Here is a 20895-nt window from a genome sequence, read left to right on the forward strand (position 1 = left end):
CTCATTCCCAATCCAGCGCCCCGACCTTCCACGCATAAGCGAGGCCCAGGCCGAGTTCGGCGATGAAGATCATCATGGAAATCCACGCAGCCCACCCAAGATCGAACACCGTCACCGCCCAGGGGAACAGGAACGCCGCTTCAAGATCGAAGATGATGAACAGGATCGCGACGAGGTAAAAGCGCACGTCGAACTGGCTGCGCGAATCCTCGAACGCGGGGAAGCCGCATTCATATTCGGTGAGCTTTTCGGGCGTCGGCTGATGCGCGCCGGTGAAGCGGGCCGCGATCATGGGCAGAAAGACGAAGGCGCTCGACAGCACCAGCGCCACACCCAGGAACAGCAGGATCGGCAGATATTCGGACAGGTCGACCAAGACGGCCCTCGCGGTTGCGGAATCTTGGGGTCGCTTTAGGCCGATGACTGGGGGGCATCAAGGGCGGAAACCCTTGAGAATCATTCGCAACTAACCGACTAGCGGAGGGAAAATGCGACCAATGTGTCCGACCCGCGCGGCGGCTGGTCCGGTTTGCTCGCACCCGGCCACCCGGCATCAGCGACGATGAGCAATCGGTTGCCGTCGCGGGCGAGCTGAGTCGGGTCGACAAGCGGCGCGCCGCGATGCGCGACGGTCACCTCGATCTGCGCCCCGTTGATCCGAAAGCGGATCAGCGAACCGGGAGTGCTGCCATTATGGATCGCGTAATAATCCTCGCCGACGCGGACCAGACCGTCGAGCCCGCGCAGTGGCTTGTCCCCCGCCATCGGAAGCAAGGTCCGCGCTTTGGTGCTGAGGTCGACGGTGGCAATGCCCCGGCCATAGTCGGCGATTACCAGCTGCGTGCCATCGGCGGTGAGCGCGGTTCCCTGGGCCGAACGGGCCACGCCGGGGGCGATCAGCGGGTCGAGCTCGCCGCCGCGCAGCCGATAGACCGCGCCGTTCAGGCCGTCCGACACGAACACCTCGCCATTCGCGGCCGAGACGTCGCCGGGATGGAAGCCCGGTCCGCGCGAGACTTTCGCCTTGAGCCGTCCCTTGCGATCCACCGCGACCAGAGCGCCGGACTCGCATTTCGCGACATCGGGAAGATCGGGGCAGTCGGTCGCGATCCACAGCCATTTGCGGCGCGCATCCCAGGCCAGCCCCATCGGGTGCAGCGTGCCCGCAGGCATCGCCATCCTGGCATCGGCACCCGCGCGGCGGATCAGGATTTTGCGATCCAGTACGCTCGACAGCCAGATGGTCTCGCCATCGGTCGCAACCCCCTCGACCAACCGGTGCTGGGGTGGTGCGGAATAGACCGTCATGGGGGCATCCGCCGCAGCGCCCAGCGCCAGCAGCCACGCCCCCGCGCGGATCACCGCAGCGATCCGGCGAGCAGCTTGTGCAGCTTCGAATGGATCGCGTCGGTCGCGGCGAGAATCTCGCCCTTCGCATGGGCATTGTCGGTGCCACGGAAATCGGTGACGAAGCCGCCAGCCTCCTTGACCAGCAGGATGCCCGCTGCGGTATCCCAGGGCTTGAGGCCGCTTTCCCAGAAGCCGTCATAGCGACCGGCGGCAACCCAGGCGAGGTCGAGCGCGGCCGAGCCGAAGCGGCGGATGCCGGCGACTTCGGGGGCGACCGCGCCAAAGATGCGGCTCCACTCCGCGAAATTGCCATGGCCCAGGAACGGGATTCCGGTGGCGATCAGCGCATCGGCGAGGTCGCGGCGTGACGAAACGCGCAGCCGCTGGCCCTGCAACCACGCGCCTCGGCCCTTTTCGGCCCAGAAGCTTTCATCGGTGATCGGCTGATAGACATAGCCATGCGTGATTTCGGGCTTGCCCTGCGGCCCATGCGGATCCTCGACCGCGATCGACATGCAGAAATGGGGGATGCCGTGCAGGAAGTTGGTGGTGCCGTCGAGCGGATCGATGATCCAGCGCGGCTTGTCCGGATCGCCAGCAATCACGCCGCGCTCCTCGACCAGGAACCCCCAGTCGGGCCGCGCCTTGCGCAGTTCCTCGATCAGCGAGTCCTCGGCGCGCTTGTCGGCCATCGACACGAAGTCCGCCGGCCCCTTGCGGCTGACCTGCAGCTGCTGGACTTCGTTGAAGTCACGCCGCAGCCGCGGCCCCGCCTTGCGCGCGGCACGCTCGATGACGGTGATGAGGCCGGAATGGGAAACCATAAACGCTCCAATACCCCTCTCCCTTTGGGAGAGGGAGGGGCCCATCGCGTCAGCGATGGGAGGGTGAGGGTGAGGTTGGTCTCAAGCCACCCTCACCCAACCCTCTCCCAAAGGGAGAGGGCCTTTAGTCCGCCCGGCGGACGTAGGTCTGCTCGTACACATCGACGACGATGCGCGTGCCGCTCGCGATGTGCGGCGGGACCATGATGCGCACGCCATTGTCGAGGATCGCGGGCTTGTAGGACGACGATGCCGTCTGCCCCTTCACCACCGCGTCGGCCTCGACGATCGTCGCTTCGATGGTGTCGGGCAGCTGGACGCTGATCGCTTCCTCGTCATACAGCTCCATGACGACGTCCATTCCGTCCTGCAGAAACGCCGCAGCGTCGCCGAGCAGGTCGCGGGGCAGCGTCACCTGATCATAGGTTTCCTTGTCCATGAAGACGAGGCCGTCGCCCTCGGGGTAGAGGAACTGGAAATCCTTGGTGTCGAGGCGCACGCGCTCGACCGTCTCGGCGGAGCGGAAGCGGACGTTGTTCTTGCGCCCGTCGCGCAGGTTCTTGAGCTCGACCTGCATATAGGCGCCGCCCTTGCCCGGCTGGGTGTGCTGGATTTTCACCGCGCGCCAGATGCCGTTTTCATATTCGATGATGTTGCCGGGACGGATGTCCACGCCGCTGATCTTCATGGGGATCGCCTACAGTGCTGAGAAAGAACAGGCGCGGCCCTTAGCGATCTACGCGCGATCCGGCAAGCAGCGGATACGGGTCCACCGGCGTCCCCTGATGCCAGCGCTCGCCCGGTGCCATGCGCGCGATGCCGAAATGTAGGTGGTAATTGCCCGCCCCGGCATTGCCGGTGTCGCCGACATAGCCCAACGTCTCGCCCGCGCGCAGCACCCGCCCCTCGGCGATTCCCTCCGCATAGCCGGCAAGGTGGGCATAATAATACATCCACCCGCCATCGGTTGAGCGCTGGTAGAGGGTGATGCCCCCGCCGCCGTTCGAGTAGAACAGCTTCTCCACCCGCCCGTCGGCCGCAGCGATCACCGGGGTGTTCGCCGATGCCATGATGTCGATCCCCTGGTGCGCCCGCGTCCCCCCGCCGCGCGCCTCACCCCAATTGCCGCGCAACGCTGCGCGGGACGCCATAGACAGGAACGATCAGACCGGGGCCGTGAGCGACGACCGGGGCGGGGGCTGGTGTCGGCTTCGCAATCTGCGATGGGCGGGCGTCGGCGGCACTCGGCTCGACCACCCGGATCGTCGCGGCGAGGAAAGCGATCAGGGCGACCGCGCAACCTCCCAGCAGCCACAAAACGATCCGCAGCCGGCTCATTCCTGAAACACCACCGGCGTCCCCGGTGTCACCATCAGCGCCAGCCGCGCCGCGTCCCAATTGGTCAGGCGGATGCAGCCATGGCTCTCGCTCCGCCCGATCAGATGCGGTTCGGGCGTGCCATGGATGCCGTAATGCGGCTTGCTGAGGTCGATCCATACCACGCCCACCGGGCTGTTGGGGCCGGGCGGGAGCAAGGCGTCGGGCTTCTTGTCGCTAACGTCCCAGAACAGCTTGGGATTGTAGTGGAACTCCGGATTGGTCGCGACGCCGTTGATCTTCCAGCTGCCGATCGGCAACGGGTCGCGCTTGCTCCCGACCGTGACGTTGAATTGCGCCGCGAGCATCCCCTTGGCATCGAATACACGCAGCACCTTGTCGGACTTGTCGACCACGACGCGGTTCGCCCTGGGCTGGACCGCGTTAACATTGAGGTCGGTCAGCGTCTTGCGCCATTCGGGCTTGAGGTCGGCGGGATAGTCGCGCGATTGCGGAATCGCGTTCGGCACCTCGACCGGCACCCCGACGGCGAGCCTGGTGTCCGCGCTGTTCAGTTCGATCAGCACCTGCGGCGTGGTGTGGAACATCTCGGCCAGCTTTTCCAGCGCCGAGCGATAGCCCATCGTCTTGAGCTTCGCCTGCGCCTGCGGGTCGCGCGGCCAGGGGCGGACGAACGGACCCGCAAGCATGTCGGCGGTGAGCCGGACGATCCGGGTCGGCCGGATCGCGCGGTGCGCGTGCAGCGCCTGCAAGGTGCGCGCATCGGTCTTGCCGGTGACCGGGATCTGGCGCGTGATCTGGAACGCCTTGAGCGCCGCAGTCAGCCCCTGTCCCTCACGCCCGTCGAGCGGGCCGGGTGGAAAGCCGAGATGGTCGAGGATCACCTGGACATGGAGGATATCGCGGCTCAGCCCAGGCATTGCGGGTGCAGCTTTCTCCGCGGGACTGTTCTGCGCATGCACCGCCACCGCACCGCCAATCGCGAGGGCGACTGCTCCGACCAATCCTGCAACACCCTTGCCCACGCAAATTCTCCTACCGGTTCGGGGGTAGAACGGCGCAACGGCGCAGCGGTTTCCGCGCCTGCCGGTCAGCCGCCAAGAAGCGGAGCGAAGTCCCGCACCGCCGCAGCCTCGTCCCCCGCCCACACCGCGCTCGACACCGCAATGAAGTCCGCGCCTGCGCTTATCAAGGGCAGGGCATTGGCGGGGGTGATTCCGCCGATCGCCACGCACGGGATTTCGAACACCGTCGTCCACCACGACAGGATCGCCGGGTCAGGGCGGTGCGTCGTCGGCTTGGTCGTGGTGGGATAGAAGGCACCGAAGGCGACATAGTCGGCCCCGGCCTCCCCGGCCTCCATCGCCAGATGGCGGCTGTCGTGACAGGTGACGCCGATCTGCGCGGCCGGACCGAGCACGGCGCGGGCTTCGCGGGGATCGCCATCGCCCTGGCCCAGATGCACGCCATCGGCGCCAAGGCGCTTGGCCAGGCTGATGCTGTCGTTGACGATGAACGCGACCTCACGGTCTGCGCAGATCCGCAGCAAAGGATCCGCGAGGCGCGCCGCTTCGTGCTGATCGACGTCCTTGACGCGGAACTGGAAGGCCGCGACCGGCCCGGCGTCGAGTGCCCGCGCCAGCCTGTCGGGGAAGGTACCGCCGACGTCGAGAGGAGAAATCAGATAGAGCTGGCAGGGCGGCCGTTTGTCGTCGCGCTTGAACTGGGCGGCGAATTCGGGGCCGAGCGGGGGCAGGTCGTCATCGTCGATCATCATGCCGCCGCTGATAGGGCGCGAAACGGGCGACGGGAAGCGTCCGTTTCACGCCCCCTGCGCTCAGGCGGCGACCGCCTTGCTGGTCGAGGCGCGGTGGATATCGAAAATCGCGCGGGCGAGCGACGCATCGAACTGGGTGTCGTTCATGCCATGGCGCAGATCCTCGAGCAGCGCGCGGCTGAAGCTGGCGATCATGCCCCGGTTCTTGGCAAGCTCGGCACAGGCTTCGGGGCGCTTGTAGCCACCGGACAAGGCGACGACGCGCAGCACCTTGGGATGGTCGACCAGCGGGTCGAACAGGCCGGGGGTCGCGGGGATCGACAGCTTAGGCATCACCTGCTGCCCCTCGGGGAGTGCGTCGAGCGCCTTGAGGATTTCGTCGCGGAGGATTGCGTCGGCTTCAGCGCGCTCGGGCGACTTGATGTTCACTTCTGGCTCGATGATCGGCATCATGCCGTGTCCGAGCACCTGTGCGCCGATCTCGAACTGCTGCTTCACCACCGCAGCGATCCCCTCGCGGTTGGCGAGGTTGACCACCGAGCGCTCCTTGGTGCCGAACACGCCGAGCCCCTTGGCCTTGGTCAGCAGCGCGTCGAGATCGGGCATCGGCTTCATCAGCTGAACGCCGTTCGCCTCGCCCTCCAGCCCCTTGTCGATCTTGATGAACGGGACAACGCCGCGCTCGATCAACGCTGCCGGGGTCGGCTTGCCATCAACCTGGCCGTCCATCGTGCGTTCGAACAGGATCGCGCCGATCACCTTGTCACCCGAAAAGGCGGGCGAGGTGATGATGCGGCTGCGCATCGCGTGGATCAGGCCGAACATCTCCTCTTCGGTCGACCAGGCGTCGTCCGAAACGCCGTAACCGGCCAGCGCCTTGGGCGTCGAACCGCCCGACTGATCGAGCGCGGCGATGAAGCCACTACCTTCGGCGATCTTGGCGGTCATTTCGGCGGTGTTCATCGCTGGCATCCCTGTTCCGACACTTTGTTGCGCGGCCTATTGCAGCGCGACAAGCGGCTGAAAAGCCTGACAACGATAGCCAAGCGACCGAAAAAATGCCGTCAGCGCGTCAGCGCCGCGACCCCGGGCAGTTCCTTGCCCTCCATCCACTCGAGGAACGCGCCGCCGGCGGTGGAGACGAAGCTCATGTCGCCCGCGACGCCGGCCTGGTTGAGCGCGGCGACGGTGTCCCCGCCCCCGGCGACCGAGACCAAGGACCCTTCCTTGGTCAGCGCGGCGACGGTGTGGGCGAGCGCCATGGTGGCGGTGTCGAACGGCTTGGTCTCGAACGCGCCGAGCGGGCCGTTCCAGACCAGCGTGCGGCAATTCTTGAGCACGTCCGCCAGCGCCTCGCTCGCCGCCGGGCCGATGTCCAGGATCATCTCGTCGGCGGCGACTTCATGGACGTTGCAGGTGCGCAGCGACGGCGGGTTGGCGGCGAATTCCTTCGACACCATCACGTCATAGGGCAGATGGATCGTGCAATTGGCCTTGTCGGCGGCGTCGAAGATCTCATCCGCAGTGCCGGCCAGCTCATGCTCGCACAGCGACTTGCCGACATCGACGCCGCGCGCGGCGAGGAAGGTGTTGGCCATGCCGCCGCCGATGATGAGGTGATCGACCTTCCCCACCATGGCCTTGAGCACGTCGAGCTTGGTCGAGACCTTGGCCCCGCCGACCACTGCCGCGACGGGGTGGTCGGGGTTGCCGAGCGCCTTGTCGAGTGCGTCGAGTTCGGCCTCCATCTGGCGGCCGGCGAATGCGGGCAGGCGGTGCGCCAGCCCCTCGGTCGAGGCATGGGCGCGGTGCGCGGCGGAGAAGGCGTCGTTGACGTAGAGATCGCCGAGCGCGGCGAAGCGGTCGACCGTCGCCGGGTCGTTCTTCTCCTCGCCGCCGAAGAAGCGGGTGTTTTCGAGCAGGCCGATATCGCCGGGCTGAAGCGTGGCGACCGACTCGGCGTCGCCCTCCCAGTCGATGTACCGCACCGGGCGACCCAGCACCTGGCTGAACGGACGGGCAAGCTGAGCCGTCGAGAGTTCGGGGCTCGGCACCTTGGGGCGGCCGAAATGGGCGAGAATCAGCACGATTGCGCCGCGATCGGCGAGTTCGGCGACGGTCTGGACAGCCGCGCGGAAGCGGTTGTCGTCGGTGACCGCACCATCGGCCATCGGGACGTTCAGGTCTTCGCGCACCAGCACACGCTTGCCGGTAACGTCGCCCATATCGTCGAGGGTCTTGAAGGCTCGGGTCATTCTTCGATCCTGATGCTGTCGCCGACGGCAATGCTGCCGGGCGTGATGACTTTGGTGAGCGCGCCGCCGCGCCAATCGGGGGTGAGCGCGGCACGCAGCCCATCGGCCAGCGCCTCCATCCGCTCACAGGGTTCGGTCTCGCAGGTGATTTCGAGGACGACGTCCGCGCCGATGCGGATGCGGGTACCGGGGGTCTGGGGCAGGTCGAAATTCTCGACCAGCAGGTTGGCGCGACGCTGTTCCCACGGGATCGAGTGGCCGACCTGAGCCATCGCGGCGTCCCAGTCGTTCGCCTCGATCAGGCTGACCTGGCGCTTGTAGGGCTGGCCCTTCATCGCGCCGCGAAAATCGCCGCCGATACCGCCTTCGAGCGTGACGGTGGCGTGGTCGATGGTCTCCATCGGCCCCTTTGGGATGGCGTGGCGGGCAATGCCTGCAATCCGGCCGGTCATGCGATCGCTCCGGTTGAGCGGGTAATTTCATACCCGTTCCTGACAAGTCTGACGTTTTTCGCCATGTGTATGCGCGTGTCAGGCTGACACGTGGCGCTGCCGGTCGGGGTCGGGAGGGAGTGACTGTGCGTCATGGTTCGACCCTAACCGAAAGGGGCGGCTGTAGGAAAGCGGCCGCCTGCCAATCCGATGGTTCAGCGGGGTGACAGGCCCTCCCCCAGCCCCTCCCGCAAGCGGGAGGGGAGCATGTTGCGCCCTACCGCTTGCGGCAGTGTGGTTGTCGGGTTCAGCCCAGCTTCGCCATGGTGCTGGCGGTATCGACCATGCGGTTCGAGAAGCCCCATTCATTGTCGTACCAACTGACCACGCGGACCAGCTTGCCGTCGATGACTGCGGTTTCGAGGCTGTCGATGGTCGACGATGCCGGGTTGTGGACGATGTCGATCGACACCAGCGGCTCGTCGCTGAATGCGAGCACGCCGACCAGCGGGCCGCTTTCCGACGCGGCCTTGAGGATCGCGTTGACCTCTTCCTTGGTCGTGTCGCGCTTCGGCGTGAAGGTCAGGTCGATCAGCGAGCCGTCCGGCACGGGGACGCGCACCGACGAGCCGTCGAGCTTGCCCTTCAGCTCCGGAAGCACCTCACCCACGGCGCGCGCGCGGCGCCGGTGGTGGTCGGAATCATGCTCATCGCCGCAGCGCGGGCGCGGCGCATGTCGTCATGGATCTGGTCGAGGATCTTCTGATCGTTGGTGTAGGCGTGGATCGTGGTCATCAGGCCACGTTCGATGCCGATGCTGTCGTTCAGCACCTTGGCCACCGGCGCGAGGCAGTTGGTGGTGCACGATGCGTTCGACACGATCGTGTGGCCGGCCTCGAGCTTGTCGTGGTTGACGCCATAGACGACGGTCAGGTCGACATTCTTGCCCGGGGCCGAGATCAGCACCTTCTTCGCGCCGGCATCGATATGCTTCTGGGCCGACGCGCGGTCGGTGAAGAAGCCGGTGCATTCGAGGACGAGGTCGACGCCATTGGCGGCGTGCGGCAGGTTCGCGGGATCGCGCTCCTTGGTCACCTTCACGCGCTTGCCGTCGATGATCAGGTCATCGCCGTCCGCGCTCACGGTGCCGGGATATTTGCCGTGCACGCTATCACGGCTGAACAGCCAGGCGTTCGACTTGGCGTCCGCCAGGTCGTTGATCGTCACCAGTTCCAGACCGCTGTCGGGGCGCTCCAGAATGGCGCGCGCCACCAGACGGCCAATGCGTCCGAATCCGTTGATCGCAACCTTCGTCATTCGTCTCTCCTTAGACGGCAAGTTAGACGGCAAGCCGTTCGATAATCTGGGGCACGATCGCGTCGGCGGTCAGCCCGAAATGGCGGTAAAGATCCTCGGCCGGACCCGACGCGCCAAAGCCGTCGATGCCGAAATTGAGACCGTGGATGCCGGTGTAACGCTGCCAGCCAAAAGTGCTGCCCGCCTCGATCGAGACGCGGAGCACGTTGCGGGGCAGGATGTCGTCGCGATAGGCGGCGGGCATCGCGTCAAACGCCTCGGTGCAGGGCATCGAGACGACATCGGCACCGATCCCCTGCGCTTCAAGCGCGGCGCGGATATCGACCGCAATCTCGACTTCCGAACCGGTGGCGAGCAGGATGACCTTGCGCTCGGCCTGCGCTGCCTCGAGGCGATAGGCACCGTTGGCGATCTGGGCGACCTGCCCCTCAGCGACAAGCGGACGGAGATTCTGGCGAGTGAGGACCAGCATCGACGGGCCATCGGTGGTGCGCAGCGACAGGTGCCAGGCGGCGGCAGTTTCGACCGCGTCGCACGGACGCCAGACGTTGAGATTGGGCATCGCGCGCAGGCTCTGCAGATGCTCGATCGGCTGGTGCGTCGGGCCGTCTTCGCCGAGGCCGATGCTGTCATGCGTCATGACATAGACGACGCGCGCGCGCTGGAGTGCCGACAGGCGGATCGCGCCGCGCGCATAGTCGGAGAAGACGAGGAAGGTGCCGCCATAGGGGATGATACCGCCATGCAGCGCCATGCCGTTCATCGCGGCGGCCATGCCGAATTCGCGGATGCCGTAATAGACATAGCGGCCAGCATAGTTTTCGGCGGTGAGCGGGCCGGTCGCCTTGGTCTTGGTGTTGTTGGAGCCGGTGAGGTCGGCCGAGCCCCCGATCAGTTTCGGGCAGGTTTTCGGTCAGCGGTTCGAGCGCCATTTCGCTCGACTTGCGCGTCGCGACCTTGGGCGGGTTGGCGAGCAGATCGGCAATGTAGCTGTCTAGGTTGAAGGCCGGGAGGTCGCCCGCCATGCGGCGCTCGAACTCGGCGCGGTCGGCATGGGCGGCGAGGCGTGCGGTCCACTCGGCCTTGGGCGCAGCGGCGCGCTTGCCCGCGTCGAGCCACGCGGCTGCAATGTCGGCGGGAATTTCAAACGGAGCGTGGTTCCAGCCGAGCGCTTCGCGGGCGGCGGCAACTTCCTCGGCACCCAGCGGCGAGCCGTGAACCTTGCTGGTCCCGCCCTTGTTCGGGGCGCCCTTGCCGATCACCGTCTTGCAGCGGACCAGCGAGGGGCGCGGGTCGGCGAGCGCGGCGTCGAACGCCGCAGCGATGCTGGCCGGATCGTGCCCGTCGCAGGCGACGACATGCCAGCCGGTCGCTTCGTAGCGGGCGGGGATATTCTCGCTCGACGACAGCGACACCTTGCCGTCGATGGTGATGTCGTTGTCGTCCCACAGCACGATCAGGCGACCGAGCTTGAGATGCCCGGCAAGGCCGATCGCCTCGTGGTTGATGCCCTCCATCAGGCAGCCGTCACCCGCGATCACCCAGGTGCGGTGATCAACGATCGAGTCATCGAATACGGCGTTGAGGTGACGCTCGGCGAGCGCCATGCCGACCGCCATGGCGAGGCCCTGACCGAGCGGGCCGGTGGTGCATTCGATCCCGGGCAGCTCGAAATTCTCGGGGTGCCCGGCGCAGGGCGACCCGACCTTGCGGAAGTTGCGGATGTCGTCGAGCGTCGGACGGGCATAGCCGGTCAGGTGCAGCAGCGAATAGATCAGCATCGAGCCGTGGCCTGCCGACAGCACGAAGCGGTCGCGGTCGGCCCATTTGGGGTCGGTCGGGTCGTACTTCAGATAGTCGCTGAACAGCACGGTCGCGACATCGGCCATGCCCATCGGCATGCCGGGATGGCCCGAATTGGCGGCCTCCACCGCGTCCATCGACAAGGCGCGGATGGCGTTGGCGCGGTCGGCGAATGAAATGGTCACGGCATATCCCCTTTCGGGCCTGCGCGCGTCGCGTTGAGTCTCGCCACGGCCCGGCGAATCGAAGTTGGCGTGCCAATGGGGCGCGCGGGCGCAGTCGTCAACCGCGCGGGGTTGCGGCGCGGGTAAAGCCCCCCTATCCACCCCCGCATGGCGGATGCGGCACCTTCCGCGCTCGACCGGATCGAGCGCGCCCTTTGCGCGGATCGAGGCTGCGGCGGCGCGCCGTGTGCCTTCGACGCCGAACGGCTGGAACAACGCCACGCGGCGCTGCGCGGGCGGGTCGAGGAGGCGATCGCGGCGCTCGATGCGGTGATCGCGCAGGAGGGCGAGGACTGATGGGTCAGGTGACGCTGACCATCGCAGGGCGCAACCATGTCATTGCCTGCCGCGATGGCGAGGAACTGCATCTCGAACGGCTCGGTGCGCTGCTCGAGCGGCATACCGACACCGCAATACGCGCATCGGGCGGGATGAGCAGCGAGCGGACCCTGCTGTTCCTGGCGCTGATCCTGGCCGATCAGGTCGATGAGGCAGAGCGCAACCCGCCGGGGGCGTGTCGCCGGTGCTGCTCGACAATCTGGCGGACCGGCTGGAAGCGGTCGCAACCGCTCTTGAGGATTCGGTCGCGAAGCCCTAAATTGACGGTGGCGGGTACTGCCCGGTGCGAGCTTTAGCGATTATCCCTGAGGCGATTCATCATCCATGGGGGCTGTCCCTGCTCAGGTCCTGGCCTGTGGCACATGGTCCCCACCTGACGTAAACGGCGTCAGAGGATATTCAAGCACACGGCCCATGGTGGTCCCGCCAACTGTTGATTTGGCAGCGAAGCTGCGCGGTTCCAGCTCGGAATGCGGGCTGGCACCGCCGCCTCGCCGGAGGCGAGACGCAGAAGGATGGCTGACGATAAACGGACCCTGCGCGCCCGGATGCGCGCGCTGCGCGACGAGTTTGCGATGACGATCGGGGGCGTGATCGAGCCGCCGCCCGCTTTGCTCGCACGGTTCGCGCCGGGGGTCGTCGTTTCCTCCTATGTCCCGGTCGGCAGCGAGGCCGATCCGACCGCGATCGCATGGGCGGCGCGCGAGGCGGGGTGCACCATCGTGCTGCCGCATGTCACAAGCCGCGAATCGCCGGTGCGCTTCTTTGCGTGGGAACCGGAGCATGTGCTGATCGACGGGCCGCTTGGCCTCCGCCAGCCGGACGACAACGGGCCGGAATGCGATCCCGATATCGTGCTGGCTCCCTTGCTGGCGTTCGATGCGGCGATGAACCGGCTGGGTCAGGGCGCGGGCCATTATGACCGGGTATTCGAGCGGCTGCCCGATGCGTGGCGAATCGGCATCGCCTGGTCGGTCCAGCAGGTCGAGGCCTTGGCGATCGATGTCTGGGACATGCCGCTGCATGGCGTCGTCACCGAAGCCGCCGCGCATGGCGAGGCGGCGGAATGACCCCGTCTTGGCGCAAGCCTGTCGGCGCGTTCGCAATCGTCGTGCTGATCATCATCTGGTGCGTCGCGGTGGCGAGCCTGTCGCGGATCGTCGGCCAGTGGCCGGTCCTCATCCAGCTGGTCTTCTACGTCTTTACCGGGATCGTGTGGATCCTGCCGCTCAAACCACTGCTGCGCTGGATGGAAACCGGCCGCTGGGGGCTGCCCAAACCCTAGAGGTACGGCACGCCGTAATAGGCGTACACTTCCTGCCCATAGGCGCGGTCGTAGCTCGGTTCGTCGCCTTCGCGGTCATAATAGGGCGCGTTTTCCAGCTTTTCCTTGCTGAGCGACACGACATAGCCGTCCTTGTCGGTATCGTAGGTCAGCGCCTGCCACGGCACCGGATAATGGCGGTGGCCGATGCCGAACAGGCCACCAAACGCCATCACGGCATATTCGGCCTTGCCCGACACCTTGTCGACCATGAAGCGTTCGACATGGCCGAGCTTTTCGCCGGAGGTGTCATAGACGGTCGTGCCTTCGACGCGGTCAGAGGCGATCAGGGGATTTGGGCTGTCGACGGTGGGATTCATCGCATCTCTCCTCGATTTTAGGGACTGGACGATCAACGCATGAGCGGCGCGCTTGTGCCGAGCGACCCGGGATCGTAGCAGATGCGACCATGCGTATCCTGACCCTCGCAGCCTTGCTGCTCGCCTCCACTGCCCCCGCCCTCGCCCAGACCGCCAAGGTCGCGCCGGTCCTGACCACGCCCGAGGCGAAGGATGTGTGGACCTATGCCCGTCCCGCCGAAGCGCGGGTGACTCATGTCGATCTCGACCTGCACCTTGATTTCGCGGCGAAGACGATCAGCGGGGTCGCGGTGCTGGATATCGAGGTGGCGAAGGGTGCGAAGGAGATCGTGCTCGACACGCTCGACCTCAATATCGCGGCGGTGACCAACGAGAATCACGTCAAGCTGTCGCACAAGGTCGGCCCGAAAGACCCGCAGCTCGGCAGCCCGCTGACCGTCCAGCTCGACGGGGCGAAGAAGATCCGCATCGCCTATGTCGCCAGCCCCGGTGCCCGCGCGCTGCAATGGCTCACCCCCGAGCAGACTCAGAGCAAGACCCTGCCCTTCCTGTTCAGCCAGGGGCAGTCGATCAACAATCGCAGCTGGATTCCAACGCAGGACAGTCCGGGTATCCGCCAGACCTGGTCGGCGACAATTACCGTTCCCGACGGCTTTGTTCCAGTCATGAGTGGCCAGATGCTGGATGGCGACAAGGGCGAGCTGGTCCCGCACTATCGCCGCAAGTTCCGCTTCCGGATGGACAATCCGGTCCCGCCCTATCTGATCGCGATCGCGGTGGGCGACCTCAAGTTCAAGGAAGTCGGACCGCGCACCGGGGTTTGGGCCGAGGCGGGGATGATCGACGCCGCCGTCTCCGAATTCGCCGATATCGAGAAGATGATCGATGCGGCCCAGGCGCTGTACGGCCCCTATCGCTGGGGCCGCTACGACATGCTCGTGCTGCCGCCGTCCTTCCCCTATGGCGGGATGGAGAACCCCAATCTCACCTTCTTTACCCCGACGATCATTACGGGCGACAAGTCGAACACCGACGTCCTCGCGCATGAGCTTGCGCATAGCTGGTCGGGGAACCTCGTCACCAACGCGACCTGGGCGGACGGGTGGCTGAACGAGGGCTTCACCACCTATTTCGAGAACCGGATCATGGAGGCGCTGTACGGCAAGGAGCGTGCGGCGATCTATTCCGACCTGGATTATGCGGGGATGCTGCGCGACGTGAAGAATGCAGGCGGCGAGGCGGCACCGTCGACGCGGCTGCGTGGCGAGCCGGGGGGCGATGCGGGGCAGCTCGCGTATCTGAAGGGCAGCATCTTCCTGCGCACGATCGAGGTCGCGGTGGGACGGACCCGCTGGGACGCCTATCTGCGCGGTTATTTCGACCGGTACGCCTTCCAGCCGCAGACCAGCGCGGGGTTCCTCGCCGATATCCGCACGCATCTGATCAAGGGCGACAAGGCGCTGGAGGCCAGGCTGCAGCTCGACCGCTGGGTCTATCAGCCGGGCGTGCCGTCGAACGCGGTACAGGTGAAATCGGCGACCTTGGCCAAGGTCGATGCGCAGCTCGCCGCGTTCAACGCGGGCGGACCGGCGTCGGCGATCGACGCCAAAGGATGGCAGACGCAGCAATGGCAGCGGCTGCTCGGCAACCTCCCCGCCAGCAGAGCGCGGCGCGGCTGGCCGAGCTGGACGCGGCGCTGGGGCTGACGCGGTCGCAGAACGCCTATGTCCAGTCGGCATGGTTCGATCTGGCGATCGCCAACCGCTACGAACCCGTCGTGCCGGCGCTGGAGGAGTATCTGACCCGCGTCGGCCGCAATTTGCTGGTGACGCCGCTCTATCGCGGGCTGAAGGCACAGGGCGAATGGGGCGAACCGATCGCGCGGCAGATCTTTGCGAAGGCGAAGCCGGGCTACCATCCGGTGACGGTGGGGGCGGTGACGCGAATCCTCGACCCGAAGTGACCTGACGCACGGCGTGACGAAATCTTCACGCATCTGGGGCAGCTTGCACCGGAAGGATCCATTATGGATGAGATCCCAAGCGGGGCACGCGCGATGTCGGAGAGTGAACAAGCCGTCCAGTCATCGGCGTTGCGCGAGATCATCGCGCACGCCAGCGACCGTTCGAGTCCCGACGCGGTCATCAGCCGCGCGTTACAGGCGGTACGCGCGCATCTCGGCCTGCAGGTCGCCTATGTCTCCGAATTCGTCGGCAATGATTCGGTGTTCCGCGTCGTCGATGCGCCGGGGCTGGAGCACCTCGCCAAGGCCGGCGACGTCCATTCGCTCGACGATGTCTATTGTCGGCATATCCTGGAGGGGCGGCTACCCGAACTGATCCCCGACACCGCCGCCGAACCGATCGCGGCAGCGATGCCGATTACCGGCGCGGTGCCGATCGGCGCGCATGTCAGCGTGCCGATCCGGCTGTCGGACGGGCGCACCTATGGCATGTTCTGCTGCCTCGGACCCTTCGCCAATCCATCCCTGAACCCGCGCGATCTGGGCATGATGCGCGCCTTTGCCGATCTGGCTGCGTTCGAGATCGAGCGTGACCTGGGCAATCGCGAAGAAACCGCCGCGTCGCGCGCGGCGATCGAACAGATCATTGCCGGTGAGTTGATGGAGATCCACTATCAGCCGATCTTCAGCCTCTCACAGGGACGGCCTGCCGGTTACGAGGCACTCGCGCGGATCAGCGTCGAACCCTATCGCTCGCCCGACAAATGGTTCGATCAGGCCAGTCGCATTGGCATGGGCGTGGCGTTCGAGCTGTTCGCGATCGACCGTGCGTTGCGCGGCCTGTCGCAGCTTCCCGACCATAGCTATCTGTCGGTCAACGCCAGCCCGGCCACGGCTATGTCGCCCGATCTGACCGATATCCTGCGCCGCGCGCCGCTCAACCGCGTCGTGCTGGAAGTCACCGAGCATGACCGGGTTTCGGACATCTGCACGCTGCTGGAGCGTCTCGCACCGCTGCGCGCCGAGGGGCTGAAGATCGCGGTGGACGATGCCGGATCGGGCTATAGCGGGCTGCAGCAGATCATCCAGATGCGCCCAGATCTGGTGAAGCTCGACCGGTTCCTGATCGAGGACATCCAGCATGATCCGGGCCGCCGCGCACTCGCCGCCGGACTGATGATGTTTGCGCGCGATACGGGCAGCCGGTTGATTGCCGAGGGTGTCGAACGCGAGGACGAACTGGCGGTGCTGCGCGCGCTCGGCATCGATCTGATCCAGGGCTATTTGCTGGGACGGCCGCAGCCGCTGGCGGCGATCGTTGCGGAAAATGCGGTCGGGCTGCGCGCGGCGAGCTGATCGCTACAGGCTACGCTTCCCCTTGGTCTGGCTGGTCAAATGGAAGCCGAAGCAGCGGTCGCAGCGATAGGGACGCAGGGGGATGTCGGCGGCAAGCGCGGCCTCCAGCGCCGCGTCGCCGTCCGCGAAGCGCCGCTTGCGGTAGCAGACGCTCAGCCTTGTCGTGCGTGCCACGCCAGCCACAGCCAGGCAGCGATCAGCGCGGCACCGCCGATCGGGGTGATTGCGCCGAGCCAGCGCGGTGCGCCGAGCGCCATGGCGTAGAGCGTCCCGGCAAAGAGCGCGCCGCCCGCGACGAACAGCCAGCCCGGTCCCTTCGCGCCCATCTGCACCGCGACCAGCGCCGCGACCGCGTGGATCAGCTGATAGGTGCCACCGGTGCGCAGCCATTCGGCGGCCTTGCCCTCCGCCCCATGCGCCCCGAACGCGCCTGCGCCGACGGCGATAGCGCCCGAGAGGGCGGCCAATGCGACGAGCCAGTTCATTGCAGCCACTCGATCCAGCTGTCCGATTGAGCGATCAACAGCGCCGCGCCTACCGCGACCGCCGCGACGCTGATCATCAGCACAGCTCCGGCCAGCATGTCCTTTGCAGCCTTGATCTCGGGATGGATGCCGGGGTGCAACGGGTCGATGACCGCCTCCAGCGCCGAGTTGATCAGCTCCAGCGCAAGCACCAGCGCAACCGTAACCGCGACAATGGCCCACCAGATTGGTGCCGGCCGCAGAACGATGAGGCCGATGAGCGCTGCTATGGCGACGGCTGCCTGGGTACGAAAGCTTGCCTCGCGTAGCCAGGCGGCGTGCCATCCTGCCAGAGCAAAGCCGACACGCTCACGAAGCTTGGGGTTCTTCACAGGCGATCGTCGTCCTCGACCGTGTCGGACGGCAGCGGATCGGGCGCGTCGCGACGGCCGGGGCGCCAGTCGAGGTCGGGATCGCCCATGATCGCTTCCCGCGCGGCGAGCAGGCTGCCCGCTTCATGCTGGATGCGCAGCCGTTCGCGGTCGCGACGGCGGTAGAGATCTTCGGTGCGGTCGATCTGTTCGAGGTCGATATCGACCGCCTCCATCGCCTTGCGCGCCATCAGGATCGCCGATTCCATCACTTCGCGCACTACGCCCTTGACCGGCGTACCCTTCAGCTTGAGCAGCGCGCGCCGATCGAAGGTGCGCACGAAGATCGATGCGTTGGGGAAGGATTCGTGCACCGCCTCGACCAGTTCCGGGCCGATCTTGTCGCCGTCGATGCAGAACAGGATCAGCTGCGCATCCGCCGCGCCCGCCTGTCGCAGCATGTCGATGCGGGTGCCGTCGCCATAATAGACCTTGGCCCCGAACTGGCCGGCGATGTCGATCATCTCGATATCGGTGTCGATCAGCGTGACCCCGATGCCCTGGGCATTGAGCATCTGACCCACCGTCTGGCCGAAGCGGCCATAGCCGACGATCAGCGCGTTCGACCCGTCGGACACCGGGCCTTCGCGCTCGCCGGTCGCTTCGCTCTCCTCGACGCGGAAGCGGGCGGTGAACATCATCAGGAACGGCGTGGTCGCCATCGACAGGGTGACGACCGCACTGAACACGCTGACCGCTTCGGGCGCGATCAGCAGCGCGTTCTGCGCCTGGGCGAACAGGACGAAGCCGAATTCGCCGCCCTGGCTGAGCAACAGGCCCAATGCGAGCGCCTGACGCCACGGCATGCGGAATGCCATGGCGAGGCCGGTGATAACCACTGTCTTGGTCGCAATCAGCGCGGCGGCCATGCCGAGCACGAACACCGGGCGCTCGGCGATGGCCGACAGGTCGAGCATCATGCCGACCGAAAGGAAGAACAGGCCGAGCAGAATCGAGCGGAACGGCTCGATGTCCGCCTCCAGCTCGTGCCGGTAGGGACTGTCGGCGAGCATCACGCCCGCGATGAATGCGCCGAGCGCCGTCGAGAGGCCGATCGACTGCATCAGCGCGGCGCTGCCGACGACGGTGAACAGGCCGGCAAATACGAACAATTCGCGCTCGCCCCAATTACCGATCAGCTTGAACAACGGGCGCAGCAGGTAGCGGCCCGCGAGTACCAGTCCGGTGATTGCGGCGACGGTGTAGATGGCGAGCAGCCAGCCGGAAGGGCCCTGCGCATCCGCCGGATTGCGGCTGAGGATCGCGATGATCGTGATCAGCGGGACGATCGAGATGTCCTGAAAGAGCAAGGTCGAGAAGGCGCGTTCGCCGAACGGGGTGCGCAGTCTCCCGGCGCTTTGCAGCATCGGCAGGACCTGTGCGGTCGAGGACAGAGCGAGCGGCAGGCCGAGCGCGAGCGCGGCGGGGGAGCGAGAAATTCGCGCCGAATCCGATCACCACGCTGAGCGCCAGTCCGCACAGCACGACCTGCAGCAGGCCGAAGCCGAAAATGTCGCGCTTCATGCGCCACAGCCGCGACGGGCTGAGTTCGAGGCCGACGAGAAACAGCAGCAGGGCGATGCCGAATTCGGCGATGCCCATCTTGGTCTCCGCCTCACCCACCAGGTTGAGCAGTTGCGGCCCGACCAGAGCACCGGCGACGAGGTAGCCGAGCGTCGCGCCCAGCCCCATGCGGCGGAAGATCAGGACGAAGAGCAGCGCGAAGCCGAGCAGCGGCGCGCCCTCTGCGACGAAGCTGTGTGCGGCGCTGTGGTCCATCAGGCGGCCTTTTCGCGGAGGGCGAGTGCTGCAGCCTCGGCCACCGCTTCGAAGGCGAGGCGGATCGAGGGGTGGCGCGCGCTGTGCGGGAGTGCGGGGGGTGAAGAGATCGAGACCGGGCCAATCGGGCGGCGTGTCGCACTCCCCGGCCAGCCAGTTTGTCAGCGCCGCGCGGGTCATATCGAGTTCTGCCGCCGTGCGACCGATGGCGTGCGCGCCCATCAGCGACGCCGATGCCTGACCGAGCGCGCAGGCGCGGACCTGCATGCCGAGCGCAACGACGCGGCCCTCGGCGTCGAGATCAACATCGACGGCCACCCGGCTGCCGCAGACCGGGGAGCGTTTCTCGATGCTCGCCATCGGACTGGCGAGGCGCTGGTGATGGGGGATGCTGGCAGCGAGCCGCAAAATCTGTGTATTGTAGAGCGGCTGGGTCATCGCTCCGATGTAACCACGTCCGACCCGTTCGCAAGCGCGTCGTCGTCGGCGTCGGTGTCGTTGCCGAATACCGGTTCGCCGCGGCGGCGGCGGTCGACGAATTCGGCGATGCTGGCGCTGGTAGCGTTGAGCAACGGATAGGTCCGTGCCTGGGTCATCCATTCGGGGCGCTGCGCCGGGCCGCCGCTGACCGTGTCGACGACCAGCGCGACGAGCAGGAAGGCGAGGCTGGCGAGGATCAGCCCCTTGATCGCACCGAACGCCACGCCGAGCGCGCGGTCGACCGGCCCGAGGAACCCGGAGCGGGTACGCGACCCGATCGAATTGGCAACCACGCGCCCACCGAAATAGGCGATGCCGCCGAGCAGCGCGAAGGCGAGCACCGCCGCCCCCTGCACCGTCCCGACCGGTTCGGCCAGCGCTGCGGCGACGGGGGGTGTGGAGAAATCGAATCGCGGCGACGACGAGCAGCCACGCCATCAGCGACAGCACTTCGGTGACGAAGCCGCGCATGAACCCGGTGATCGCTGCGGCCCCGACGCCCAGCAGCACCAAGATGTCGATCGCCGTCAGTCCCATTGCCAAGCCCTTCCCGCAGCAGCCCGCTCAATAGCCCCGCCGCGTCGCCGGGCGAAGCGGGAAATCGCACTTTTGTCCCGCATCGGAAACCATATTGTTTTTCGATAAATTTTGTTGACAGGCATGGCCGACAAGATTATCGAATATCAATATCTCTCATATTGGAGATCGATACATGGCAACGTTAAAATCGGGCGACCCACTGCTGGGATTCACATTGCTCCTCCTTCGTCTGCTGATGGTCATCATGGGCATGCTGATCATCGCGGGGATCGTCGCGGTGGCTGCGCTGCTCGCCTTTCCCGACCAGCAATTCGCACCGCAGCTGACCGATGCGACGCGCGGAACGGTCTGGTGGGTGACCGCGGGGGCGGCGATGCTGGTCCTCATCCTTGGGCTCGGCATTGCGTTCATTCGCACGCTGATCCGGATCATCGACACGGTCGGCGACGGCGATCCGTTCGTTCCCGAAAACGCCGAACGGCTGGGCCGCATGGGGTGGATCGCATTGGCTCTGCAGGGGGGCAATCTCGTCCTGGTGCCGCTGGTCGGGGTAATCGCCGAGCATCTCGGCACCCACAGG

At 66.3% G+C, this 20895-nt stretch carries 22 protein-coding genes and 6 pseudogenes; 8 read left to right on the plus strand and 20 right to left on the minus strand.

Translation table 11 applies throughout. From position 1 onward, the window contains the following. Position 1: 1 nt before the first annotated feature. From ndhC to tkt, 13 genes and pseudogenes are all read right to left on the minus strand, one after another. Positions 2-376 carry an NADH-quinone oxidoreductase subunit A gene (gene ndhC, locus LRS12_RS19675; protein WP_257846146.1) on the minus strand — a complete coding sequence of 125 codons (375 nt, stop codon included), beginning with the start codon at positions 374-376 and terminating at the stop codon, positions 2-4. 98 nt (positions 377-474) lie between these two features. Next, on the minus strand, positions 475-1362 hold the full coding sequence (locus LRS12_RS19680; protein ID WP_257846147.1) for a hypothetical protein: 888 nt from the start codon (positions 1360-1362) through the stop codon (positions 475-477). Continuing rightward, a complete protein-coding gene (locus LRS12_RS19685; RefSeq protein WP_257846148.1) occupies positions 1359-2174 on the minus strand; it encodes an inositol monophosphatase family protein in 816 nt (271 codons plus the stop codon). The genes LRS12_RS19680 and LRS12_RS19685 overlap by 4 nt, the downstream gene beginning before the upstream one ends. A gap of 124 nt (positions 2175-2298) precedes the next feature. Beyond that, on the minus strand, positions 2299-2862 hold the full coding sequence (gene efp, locus LRS12_RS19690) for an elongation factor P (protein WP_257846149.1): 564 nt from the start codon (positions 2860-2862) through the stop codon (positions 2299-2301). Positions 2863-2902: 40 nt separating this feature from the next. Next, the gene (locus LRS12_RS19695) at positions 2903-3325 is read right to left on the minus strand and encodes a M23 family metallopeptidase (protein WP_257846150.1); all 423 of its coding nucleotides are present in this window, start codon (positions 3323-3325) and stop codon (positions 2903-2905) included. Beyond that, entirely contained in the window at positions 3288-3512 is a 225-nt protein-coding gene (locus LRS12_RS19700) for a hypothetical protein (RefSeq protein ID WP_257846152.1), read from the minus strand. The genes LRS12_RS19695 and LRS12_RS19700 overlap by 38 nt, the downstream gene beginning before the upstream one ends. Further along, the gene (locus LRS12_RS19705) at positions 3509-4432 is read right to left on the minus strand and encodes a L,D-transpeptidase family protein (protein WP_257846203.1); all 924 of its coding nucleotides are present in this window, start codon (positions 4430-4432) and stop codon (positions 3509-3511) included. Before LRS12_RS19705 ends, LRS12_RS19700 begins: the two co-directional genes overlap by 4 nt. Positions 4433-4602: 170 nt before the next feature. Further along, the gene (gene thiE, locus LRS12_RS19710) at positions 4603-5289 is read right to left on the minus strand and encodes a thiamine phosphate synthase (protein WP_374581677.1); all 687 of its coding nucleotides are present in this window, start codon (positions 5287-5289) and stop codon (positions 4603-4605) included. Between the two features lie 60 nt (positions 5290-5349). Then, positions 5350-6252 (minus strand): fructose bisphosphate aldolase, encoded by a 903-nt coding sequence (locus tag LRS12_RS19715; protein WP_257846153.1) that lies wholly within the window; start codon positions 6250-6252, stop codon positions 5350-5352. A gap of 101 nt (positions 6253-6353) precedes the next feature. Continuing rightward, complete coding sequence (gene pgk / locus LRS12_RS19720; RefSeq protein ID WP_257846154.1) at positions 6354-7544, minus strand: phosphoglycerate kinase; 1191 nt, start codon at positions 7542-7544, stop codon at positions 6354-6356. Further along, positions 7541-7996, minus strand: a complete 456-nt coding sequence (locus LRS12_RS19725) for an MOSC domain-containing protein (RefSeq protein ID WP_257846155.1) — start codon at positions 7994-7996, stop codon at positions 7541-7543. The genes pgk and LRS12_RS19725 overlap by 4 nt, the downstream gene beginning before the upstream one ends. A gap of 286 nt (positions 7997-8282) precedes the next feature. Then, a pseudogene (gap, locus tag LRS12_RS19730) lies at positions 8283-9292 on the minus strand (type I glyceraldehyde-3-phosphate dehydrogenase). Between the two features lie 22 nt (positions 9293-9314). Then, positions 9315-11280: pseudogene (gene tkt, locus LRS12_RS19735) on the minus strand (transketolase). A gap of 147 nt (positions 11281-11427) precedes the next feature. Here tkt and LRS12_RS19740 point away from each other — a divergent pair. The 4 genes from LRS12_RS19740 to LRS12_RS19755 all read left to right on the plus strand — a co-directional run bounded on the left by LRS12_RS19740 (position 11428) and on the right by LRS12_RS19755 (position 12943). Continuing rightward, on the plus strand, positions 11428-11616 hold the full coding sequence (locus LRS12_RS19740; RefSeq protein ID WP_257846156.1) for a hypothetical protein: 189 nt from the start codon (positions 11428-11430) through the stop codon (positions 11614-11616). Then, positions 11616-11954: a cell division protein ZapA gene (locus LRS12_RS19745; RefSeq protein ID WP_308223064.1), complete on the plus strand. Its 339-nt coding sequence runs from the start codon at positions 11616-11618 to the stop codon at positions 11952-11954. The genes LRS12_RS19740 and LRS12_RS19745 overlap by 1 nt, the downstream gene beginning before the upstream one ends. A 219-nt stretch (positions 11955-12173) precedes the next feature. After that, positions 12174-12728 (plus strand): 5-formyltetrahydrofolate cyclo-ligase, encoded by a 555-nt coding sequence (locus tag LRS12_RS19750; RefSeq protein ID WP_257846157.1) that lies wholly within the window; start codon positions 12174-12176, stop codon positions 12726-12728. Further along, positions 12725-12943 carry a DUF2842 domain-containing protein gene (locus LRS12_RS19755; RefSeq protein WP_257846158.1) on the plus strand — a complete coding sequence of 73 codons (219 nt, stop codon included), beginning with the start codon at positions 12725-12727 and terminating at the stop codon, positions 12941-12943. Before LRS12_RS19750 ends, LRS12_RS19755 begins: the two co-directional genes overlap by 4 nt. Here the strand turns inward: LRS12_RS19755 and LRS12_RS19760 are convergent. Next, the gene (locus tag LRS12_RS19760) at positions 12940-13302 is read right to left on the minus strand and encodes a PRC-barrel domain-containing protein (RefSeq protein ID WP_257846159.1); all 363 of its coding nucleotides are present in this window, start codon (positions 13300-13302) and stop codon (positions 12940-12942) included. The two genes, LRS12_RS19755 and LRS12_RS19760, sit on opposite strands and share 4 nt — an antisense overlap. A gap of 89 nt (positions 13303-13391) precedes the next feature. On the opposite strand from LRS12_RS19760, the gene LRS12_RS19765 reads away from it, so the two are divergent. The 3 genes from LRS12_RS19765 to LRS12_RS19770 all read left to right on the plus strand — a co-directional run bounded on the left by LRS12_RS19765 (position 13392) and on the right by LRS12_RS19770 (position 16621). Further along, positions 13392-15008, plus strand: a complete 1617-nt coding sequence (locus tag LRS12_RS19765) for a M1 family aminopeptidase/hydrolase (RefSeq protein ID WP_308223065.1) — start codon at positions 13392-13394, stop codon at positions 15006-15008. Then, positions 14930-15265, plus strand: a complete 336-nt coding sequence (locus LRS12_RS20200) for a leukotriene A4 hydrolase C-terminal domain-containing protein (RefSeq protein WP_308223066.1) — start codon at positions 14930-14932, stop codon at positions 15263-15265. The genes LRS12_RS19765 and LRS12_RS20200 overlap by 79 nt, the downstream gene beginning before the upstream one ends. A 63-nt stretch (positions 15266-15328) precedes the next feature. Beyond that, entirely contained in the window at positions 15329-16621 is a 1293-nt protein-coding gene (locus tag LRS12_RS19770; RefSeq protein WP_257846160.1) for an EAL domain-containing protein, read from the plus strand. 3 nt (positions 16622-16624) lie between these two features. Here LRS12_RS19770 and LRS12_RS19775 read toward each other — a convergent pair whose 3' ends face one another. The 6 genes and pseudogenes from LRS12_RS19775 to LRS12_RS19800 all read right to left on the minus strand — a co-directional run bounded on the left by LRS12_RS19775 (position 16625) and on the right by LRS12_RS19800 (position 20312). Continuing rightward, positions 16625-16795, minus strand: coding sequence for a hypothetical protein (locus LRS12_RS19775; RefSeq protein ID WP_257846161.1), 171 nt, complete (start codon positions 16793-16795; stop codon positions 16625-16627). Then, positions 16774-17106 (minus strand): DUF423 domain-containing protein, encoded by a 333-nt coding sequence (locus LRS12_RS19780; RefSeq protein ID WP_257846162.1) that lies wholly within the window; start codon positions 17104-17106, stop codon positions 16774-16776. The genes LRS12_RS19775 and LRS12_RS19780 overlap by 22 nt, the downstream gene beginning before the upstream one ends. After that, a complete protein-coding gene (locus tag LRS12_RS19785; protein WP_257846163.1) occupies positions 17103-17477 on the minus strand; it encodes a diacylglycerol kinase in 375 nt (124 codons plus the stop codon). Before LRS12_RS19785 ends, LRS12_RS19780 begins: the two co-directional genes overlap by 4 nt. Then, positions 17474-19295 (minus strand): annotated as a pseudogene (locus LRS12_RS19790) (monovalent cation:proton antiporter-2 (CPA2) family protein). The gene LRS12_RS19785 and the pseudogene LRS12_RS19790 overlap by 4 nt, the downstream one beginning before the upstream one ends. Further along, positions 19295-19733 (minus strand): annotated as a pseudogene (locus LRS12_RS19795) (iron-sulfur cluster assembly scaffold protein). Before LRS12_RS19795 ends, LRS12_RS19790 begins: the two co-directional pseudogenes overlap by 1 nt. Further along, positions 19730-20312, minus strand: a pseudogene (locus LRS12_RS19800) (CvpA family protein). Before LRS12_RS19800 ends, LRS12_RS19795 begins: the two co-directional pseudogenes overlap by 4 nt. Before the next feature lie 175 nt (positions 20313-20487). Here LRS12_RS19800 and LRS12_RS19805 point away from each other — a divergent pair. Beyond that, positions 20488-20895 (plus strand): annotated as a pseudogene (locus LRS12_RS19805) (hypothetical protein); the annotation flags it as partial.

This window comes from Sphingomonas sp. J344, assembly GCF_024700005.1.
Lineage (GTDB): Bacteria > Pseudomonadota > Alphaproteobacteria > Sphingomonadales > Sphingomonadaceae > Sphingomonas.

Coding starts and splice junctions, on each gene's coding strand:
- LRS12_RS19685 (WP_257846148.1), bottom strand. CDS start 2,174: ATGGTTTCCCATTCCGGCCTCATCACCGTCATCGAGCGTGCCGCGCGC.
- efp (WP_257846149.1), bottom strand. CDS start 2,862: ATGAAGATCAGCGGCGTGGACATCCGTCCCGGCAACATCATCGAATAT.
- LRS12_RS19695 (WP_257846150.1), bottom strand. CDS start 3,325: ATGGCGTCCCGCGCAGCGTTGCGCGGCAATTGGGGTGAGGCGCGCGGC.
- LRS12_RS19700 (WP_257846152.1), bottom strand. CDS start 3,512: ATGAGCCGGCTGCGGATCGTTTTGTGGCTGCTGGGAGGTTGCGCGGTC.
- LRS12_RS19705 (WP_257846203.1), bottom strand. CDS start 4,432: ATGCCTGGGCTGAGCCGCGATATCCTCCATGTCCAGGTGATCCTCGAC.
- thiE (WP_374581677.1), bottom strand. CDS start 5,289: ATGATGATCGACGATGACGACCTGCCCCCGCTCGGCCCCGAATTCGCC.
- LRS12_RS19715 (WP_257846153.1), bottom strand. CDS start 6,252: ATGAACACCGCCGAAATGACCGCCAAGATCGCCGAAGGTAGTGGCTTC.
- pgk (WP_257846154.1), bottom strand. CDS start 7,544: ATGACCCGAGCCTTCAAGACCCTCGACGATATGGGCGACGTTACCGGC.
- LRS12_RS19725 (WP_257846155.1), bottom strand. CDS start 7,996: ATGACCGGCCGGATTGCAGGCATTGCCCGCCACGCCATCCCAAAGGGG.
- LRS12_RS19740 (WP_257846156.1), top strand. CDS start 11,428: ATGGCGGATGCGGCACCTTCCGCGCTCGACCGGATCGAGCGCGCCCTT.
- LRS12_RS19745 (WP_308223064.1), top strand. CDS start 11,616: ATGGGTCAGGTGACGCTGACCATCGCAGGGCGCAACCATGTCATTGCC.
- LRS12_RS19750 (WP_257846157.1), top strand. CDS start 12,174: ATGGCTGACGATAAACGGACCCTGCGCGCCCGGATGCGCGCGCTGCGC.
- LRS12_RS19755 (WP_257846158.1), top strand. CDS start 12,725: ATGACCCCGTCTTGGCGCAAGCCTGTCGGCGCGTTCGCAATCGTCGTG.
- LRS12_RS19760 (WP_257846159.1), bottom strand. CDS start 13,302: ATGAATCCCACCGTCGACAGCCCAAATCCCCTGATCGCCTCTGACCGC.
- LRS12_RS19765 (WP_308223065.1), top strand. CDS start 13,392: ATGCGTATCCTGACCCTCGCAGCCTTGCTGCTCGCCTCCACTGCCCCC.
- LRS12_RS20200 (WP_308223066.1), top strand. CDS start 14,930: ATGGCAGCGGCTGCTCGGCAACCTCCCCGCCAGCAGAGCGCGGCGCGG.
- LRS12_RS19770 (WP_257846160.1), top strand. CDS start 15,329: ATGGATGAGATCCCAAGCGGGGCACGCGCGATGTCGGAGAGTGAACAA.
- LRS12_RS19780 (WP_257846162.1), bottom strand. CDS start 17,106: ATGAACTGGCTCGTCGCATTGGCCGCCCTCTCGGGCGCTATCGCCGTC.